7 protein-coding genes are annotated in these 6,167 nt (G+C 74.8%); 4 read left to right on the forward strand and 3 right to left on the reverse strand.

Translation table 11 applies throughout. The features are described from left to right. Positions 1-443 (reverse strand): ATP-binding protein (locus tag ACFXA3_RS32085; protein WP_385192531.1); only part of this gene is annotated, 443 nt, incomplete at its 3' end. Positions 444-456: 13 nt separating this feature from the next. After that, complete coding sequence (locus ACFXA3_RS32090; protein WP_385192533.1) at positions 457-825, reverse strand: STAS domain-containing protein; 369 nt, start codon at positions 823-825, stop codon at positions 457-459. Between the two features lie 179 nt (positions 826-1,004). Between ACFXA3_RS32090 and ACFXA3_RS32095 the strand changes: the two genes are divergently transcribed. Continuing rightward, positions 1,005-1,490, forward strand: a complete 486-nt coding sequence (locus tag ACFXA3_RS32095) for an ATP-binding protein (protein ID WP_385192536.1) — start codon at positions 1,005-1,007, stop codon at positions 1,488-1,490. Positions 1,491-1,503: 13 nt separating this feature from the next. Here ACFXA3_RS32095 and ACFXA3_RS32100 read toward each other — a convergent pair whose 3' ends face one another. After that, positions 1,504-2,394: a YihY/virulence factor BrkB family protein gene (locus ACFXA3_RS32100; RefSeq protein ID WP_385192538.1), complete on the reverse strand. Its 891-nt coding sequence runs from the start codon at positions 2,392-2,394 to the stop codon at positions 1,504-1,506. A 140-nt stretch (positions 2,395-2,534) separates the two neighbouring features. Here ACFXA3_RS32100 and ACFXA3_RS32105 point away from each other — a divergent pair, with 140 nt between their 5' ends. The 3 genes from ACFXA3_RS32105 (at position 2,535) to ACFXA3_RS32115 (ending at position 6,030) form a co-directional block, all read left to right on the forward strand. Further along, a complete protein-coding gene (locus ACFXA3_RS32105; RefSeq protein WP_385192540.1) occupies positions 2,535-3,116 on the forward strand; it encodes a VanZ family protein in 582 nt (193 codons plus the stop codon). A gap of 140 nt (positions 3,117-3,256) precedes the next feature. Then, positions 3,257-5,890: a class III lanthionine synthetase LanKC gene (gene lanKC, locus ACFXA3_RS32110; protein ID WP_385192543.1), complete on the forward strand. Its 2,634-nt coding sequence runs from the start codon at positions 3,257-3,259 to the stop codon at positions 5,888-5,890. Continuing rightward, complete coding sequence (locus tag ACFXA3_RS32115; RefSeq protein WP_030162116.1) at positions 5,887-6,030, forward strand: SapB/AmfS family lanthipeptide; 144 nt, start codon at positions 5,887-5,889, stop codon at positions 6,028-6,030. Before lanKC ends, ACFXA3_RS32115 begins: the two co-directional genes overlap by 4 nt. Positions 6,031-6,167: the final 137 nt, after the last annotated feature.

Consider the following 6,167-nt stretch of genomic DNA (forward strand, 5'->3'; position numbering starts at 1 on the left):
GGCGGGGAGTCGATCTCGACCCATACGCACTTGCCGTTGCCGGCCACCGCCGTCCAGCCCCAGCTCCGGCCGAGCCGTTCCACGATGCGCAGCCCGTGGCCGCCGGGCCGGGTCAGGTCGGACCGGTGCCTGAGCCGCGGTGCGGCGGTGCTCTCGTCCGTCACCTCGATCCGCAGCCGCTCGTCCGTACAGCGCAGCACCAGGGAGGTGGGGCCGCCCGCGTGCAGGCACGCGTTGCCGACCACTTCGGAGACGAGGAGCAGGGCGTCGTCGGCGGCCTCCGCCCCGAGGGGCCGCCCGTCCACGGGACCCGGCCCCCCGGGGCGCGGCCAGCGCCACTCCGAGAGGGCCCTGCGGGTGAACTCGCGGCACCGGCCGACCACGTCCGTGGCGCCGCCGATCACCAGGCGCCGGGTCAGCTCGGGTGACCGGCGCGCGTTCATGGGAGCTCCTCCGCTACGGGTGTCCGGGTGCCGTCAGCGCGGCTTCCACATCGGAGTGGAACCGGAAGAGCCGGTCGGCTCCCGTGATGTGGAACATCCGCTCCACCGGCGGGTGCACCCCGACCAGCTCCAGGGAGCCGCCGGACGCGTTGACCGCGAGACGGCCGTGCAGCAGCACGTTCAGTCCCGTGGAATCGCAGAAGTCCAGACGGCTCAGGTCGACCAGCAGGCGTTCGCCGCCGCCGGCCTCCAACGGGGCGCCCAGCGCTTCGCGCAGGGGCTGGGCGGTGTCGTGGTCGAGCTCTCCCGACAGGGTCACCACCGTGGCCCCCGGGAGGGACTCCACCTCGACACCGAAGCGATCTCCGCTCGGGGTGGCCATCGACTCCTCCCCTCCTCGGACGTACAGGGCGTATTACGCCTACCCGAGTGAATCAGGATCAATCATGCGAATTTCGGGTGCGGCCGCAGTCTCCGCCCGTGGTGTCCGGGCCTTCCGGGCGGGCATACGCGAGTCCGGGGACAGCAACGTCGACAGCCGGAGCGAGGACGACAGTGAACATGACGGGAGCAGCCGCCGAGAACGCCACGCGTGCGGGAGTGCCGGTCGCGGGACAGCGCCGCCGGCTCTGCCTGCGCAGTGTCCGGGGAGCGGTCGGCAAGGGCCGCGACTTCACGCGCCGGACCCTGCGCGACTGGGGGTGGGACGGCCACGAGAGCGCCGAGGACGCCCTGCTCGTCGTGTCCGAACTGGTGACGAACGCCGCCCTGCACGCGGGCGGCTGCCACGAGCTCGTACTGACCGCCGGCGAGGCCCTGCGCATCGACGTCCTCGACGGCGCACCCGCGCCGCCGCGCCCCCGGGCCGGGCGGCGACCGGGCGTCCCCGGCGGCCACGGCCTGCACATCGTGCAACGGCTCTCCGACCGGTGGGGCTCCTACACCCACGGCGCCGGCAAGGGCGTCTGGGCGGAGATCGAGGGCTCCCGGCTGTCCGGCGGGCGCCGGGACCCCCGGTGGCCGGCCGCGGACGGCCACCTGGGATGACGGCGGAGGAGGATCAGGACGGCGGCGGCCCGGCAGTCACTCCCCGGGCCCGCTCGGCGTTGAACTGGGCCCCGGTGAGCAGGGCCAGGTTGGCGATCCAGAGCCAGACGAGGAAGACCACGATGCCGGCCAGCGAGCCGTACAGCCGGCCGTAGGTGTCCAGCCCCGTGTACAGCGTGAAGAGCACCGAGGCGGCCAGCCAGAGCAGGGCCGCCAGCACGCCGCCGGGCAGGCCCCGGCGGGTGCCCCGGCTCTGGGCCGGTCCGGTACGGAAGAGGACCAGCACCAGGAAGGTGACGGCCGCCAGCAGGACGGGCCAGCGCAGGACCGCGATGGCGTCCGGGCTGTTCCCGCCGACGGTCTGCGCCAGCCACCGGGCCGGCGGCCCGGACAGCACCAGTCCGGCCGCGGCCACGACGAGCAGGACCAGCAGCAGCGCCGCGTTGACGAGCAGCGTGTGGGCCGCACGCAGCGGGGGCCGCCGGTCGGGCACCCCGTGCATCGTGTGCAGGGCGCGGCGGAACACCGCCAGATAGCTGCACGCCGACCACAGCGCGCTCAGCGCCCCGCTGATCAGCAGGGCCCACATCGACGACCGGTCCGCCGCGAGACCGCCGAGCGCGTCCCGCAGCACCTGCGCCGACTGCGCCGGAGCGTACGAGGTGAGCTCGGTGATCAGCCGCTCCCTCGTCCCCCCGCCCAGCAGCCCCACCAGGGACACCGCCATGACGAGGGCGGGCAGCAGCGCCAGGACGGCGTAGTAGGTGAGCGCGGCCGCGTGGTCGGCGAGGTTGTCGCTCCACACGCGGACGGCCGTACGTCGCAGCTCGGCGCGGGTGCGCGCCGCGAGGGCGGCGCCGGGCGGACTGCCGGGGTGCGTTGCGGTGCGGGGGATGTCGGTCACGCTGCACACGTGCCCGACGGGGCCGGGCCGCATGCGCCGTGCCGCCGCGACCCGGGGCGCCGGCCGTGGCCGGCACCCCGCCCTGGGCAGCGCCCGTGGCCCTCCGCGTACCGGGCGGCCGGCGGGGTACACGCCCCCGCATGACATGGAGGCACGCACGACGGAGCACGGACGGTCACGCGCAACGCAAGACGGCGGAAGGGGACGCGCCGGCCGCCCGGCGCAGACGCCGTCCGGCCCACCCGGCGGTCCGGGCGTCGGCCATGGTGACCGCCTTCGCCGGGACCGTGCTGTTCGGAGTGGTCCTGGCCCGGCTGACGCTGGAACCGTCCGCCGCGTCGGCGGCCCTCGTGCACGGCAACGTCCGGCCCGGCGCCTCGATCAGGGCCTACCTGGACGGGACGTCGACGACCGAGGCGGTGCGCCAGCTGGGCGGGAACCTGCTGCTCGGGCTGCCGTTCGGGGTGCTCCTGCCGGTCCTGCTGCCGCCGGCGCGGGGGCTGCTGCGGGTCGGTGCCGTGACGGCCTGTCTGATGACCCTGGTCGAACTCGTCCAGGGCGCCCTGGTCACGGGCCGCGTCTTCGACATCGACGACGTCATCCTCAACACGGCCGGCGCGCTCCTCGGATACCTGCTGATCGGCCTCCGGCTCGGGCGGGCCGTACACCCGCGCCGGCGCCACTGGTGGACGCGCAGGGCCGCGGAGCCGGGCGACACCTGACCCGTCACCGGTGCCCCGCGGCCGGTACCCCGTTACTCGTGACTCGTGAGTACTGCACACCCCATCGGTGACAGACGTGACTGTCGCCGCATCGGCCGGACATGACACCTTCGGGTCTGCCGCCGACCGAGGGAGCAGGTGTGAACAAGGGGTACGCCGCCTTCTGCGACGCCGACCGCTGGTTCTACGACGCGCCGTACCGGCGCGCCGGTGAGAGCTACCCGGCCGCGCTCGCCCCCGTCCCGCCCGGGTGGCGCTCGCACCGCAGCGGCGACTGGCTCGCGCTGCGCCCCACCGACGCCGAACTGCCCGCACAGGGCTGGAAGATCCACGTCTCGGCCACGCTCGACAACGCCGAATCGCTGCTGACGACCGTGTACGCGTACTGCACCGACCGTCGCATCGCCTTCAAGTTCATCCCGAGCCGGTACCTGCTGCACCTGCGCAACGCCAAGTACGCCGACCGCGCGGCGAGCGGCAAGTTCATCACCGTGTACCCGGCCGACGAAGAGCAGTGCCACCGGATCGCGGAGGACCTCGACGCCGCACTGGCCGGGGCGGCCGGCCCGTACGTCCTCAGCGATCTGCGCTGGGGCGCGGGCCCGGTGTACCTGCGCTACGGCAGCTTCACCCTGCGGCACTGCTACGACGAGCACGGCGAACTGGTCCCGGCGATCGAGACCCCCGACGGGCGGCTCGTACCGGACCGGCGCGGACCGGTGTTCCAGCCGCCCGAGTGGCTCGAACTGCCCGCCTTCCTGGAGCCGCACCTCGCGGCGCGCTCCGCGACCACCCTGACCGAGATCCCCTTCACGGTCGAGCGGGCGCTGCACTTCTCCAACGGCGGCGGCGTCTACGCCGGCAAGGACGGCCGCACCGGCGAGGCCGTGGTCCTCAAGGAGGCCCGCCCGTACGCCGGGCTCGCCGCGGACGGCGCCGACGCAGTGACCCGGCTGCACCGCGAACGGGCCGCACTGGAACGGCTGGCGGGCCTGGACTGCGTGCCCGCGGTCCGCGGCACGTTCACGGTCGGCGACCACCACTTCCTGGTGCTGCAACACCTCGCCGGCAAACCGCTCAACACCTACTTCGCCCGCCGCCACCCGCTGATCGAGGCGGACCCCGACCCGGCGGAGCTCGCCTCGTACACCGAGTGGGCCCTGACGATCCACCGGCGCGTCACCGAGGCCGTCGAGGCCGTGCACGCCCGCGGCGTGGTCTTCAACGACCTCCACCTCTTCAACATCATGGTGGCGGAGGACGAGAACGGCGAACCCTCCGTCGCCCTGCTGGACTTCGAAGCCGCCGCGCACGTCGACGAGGGGCTGCGGCAGACCGTGGCCAACCCCGCGTTCGTCGCCCCCGCCGAGCGGCGCGGGTTCTCCGTCGACCGCTACGCCCTCGCCTGCCTGCGGCTCGCCCTGTTCCTCCCGCTGACCAGCCTGCTCGTCCTGGACCGGGCCAAGGCCGCCCACCTGGCCTCCGTCGCCGCCGCGCAGTTCCCCGTACCGCGGCAGTTCCTCGACGAGGCCGTCGAGGAGATCCTGTCCGGCGCCCCGCAGGCTGCGCCGGCGGCCCGGCTGCCCGCACCGGCCGGCCCGTACCTGCCCGTCGAGCCGGGGGAGTGGCCGGCCGCCCGTGCCTCGATGACCGCGGCGCTGCGCGCGAGCGCCACCCCGGAGCGCGAGGACCGGTTCGTGCCGGGCGACATCGCCCAGTTCGCGTCCGCCGGCGGAGGCACCTGCTTCGGCCACGGCATCGCCGGAGTGCTCCACGCCCTCGCCGAGACCGGCGCCGGACCCTGGCCCGAAGCCGAGGAATGGCTGCTGGAGCGGACCCGGGAACCGGACTCCGGAACCCCGCTCGGCTTCTACGACGGCCTGGCCGGCACCGCCTGGACCCTGCACCGGCTCGGACACCCGGGCCCCGCCCTCGCCCTCGCCGAGCGGCTGCTGCACCAGCCCTGGCAGAGCGCGGGACCCGACCTGCACGGCGGACTCGCCGGCATCGGCCTGGCCCTGGACGCACTGGGCACCGCGAGCGGTGAGCGCGAACTGCACGCCGCGGCCCTGCACTGCGCCGAACTGCTCTCCCGGCCCGGACAGCGGCCGGCCCGCGCCGGACTGATGTACGGCAACACGGGCCCCGCCCTGCTCTTCCTGCGCCTGTACGAGCGCACCGGCGACAAGGAACTGCTGCTCCAGGCCGCCCGGTCGCTCCACCGCGACCTCGACCGCTGCGTCACCAGCGCCTACGGCACCCTCCAGGTGAACGAGGGCTGGCGCACCATGCCCTACCTCGGCGAGGGCAGCGTCGGCATCGGCATGGTCCTCGACGACTGGCTGGAGCACGCTCCCGACGAGCGTTTCGAACGGGCCCGGCGCGAGATCGTACGGGCGGCGCAGGCGACCTTCTACGCCCAGCCCGGGCTGCTGCGCGGCGCCGCCGGGATGATCCTCCACCTGGCCCGCACCACCACCCCGGGCCCGGGCACCGGACCCGCGGACATCGCCCGCCAGATCGACGCGCTGGCCCGGCACGCCGTGCCGTACCAGGGACATCTGGCCTTCCCCGGCGAGCAGATGATGCGCCTGTCCATGGACCTCGCCACGGGCACCGCCGGCGCCCTCCTCGCCCTCGGCAGCGCCGCGCCCGGCGGGCGCGCGCACCTGCCGTTCCTCCCGCCGCTGCGACGCACCGCGGCGGCCCCAGAGCCGGCCCCGCCCGGGGCCGTGACCCATCGCACCACCCGACAGAAGAGGAATCGGACATGACGCTTCTCGACCTGCAGTCGATGGAAACCCCCAAGGAAGAGGTCACCGAGGGCGCGCTGCACGGTGGTGGCGGTGGCGGCAGCCGGGCCAGCCTGCTGCTCTGCGGCGACAGCAGCCTGAGCATCACGACCTGTAACTGACCCCAGGTCACCTCGGGGGCGCGGGGGGGGTGGGCCCCCGCCCCCCCCCCCCACAAGGAGGCCCCCCCCCCCTATCCACCCCCCCGCCGCCCCCCGCGGGGGGGGGGGGGGCGGGCGGGGGCGCGGGCGCCCGCGCC

The organism is Streptomyces sp. NPDC059456 (genome assembly GCF_042750055.1).
In the GTDB taxonomy this organism is placed as follows: Bacteria; Actinomycetota; Actinomycetes; order Streptomycetales; family Streptomycetaceae; genus Streptomyces.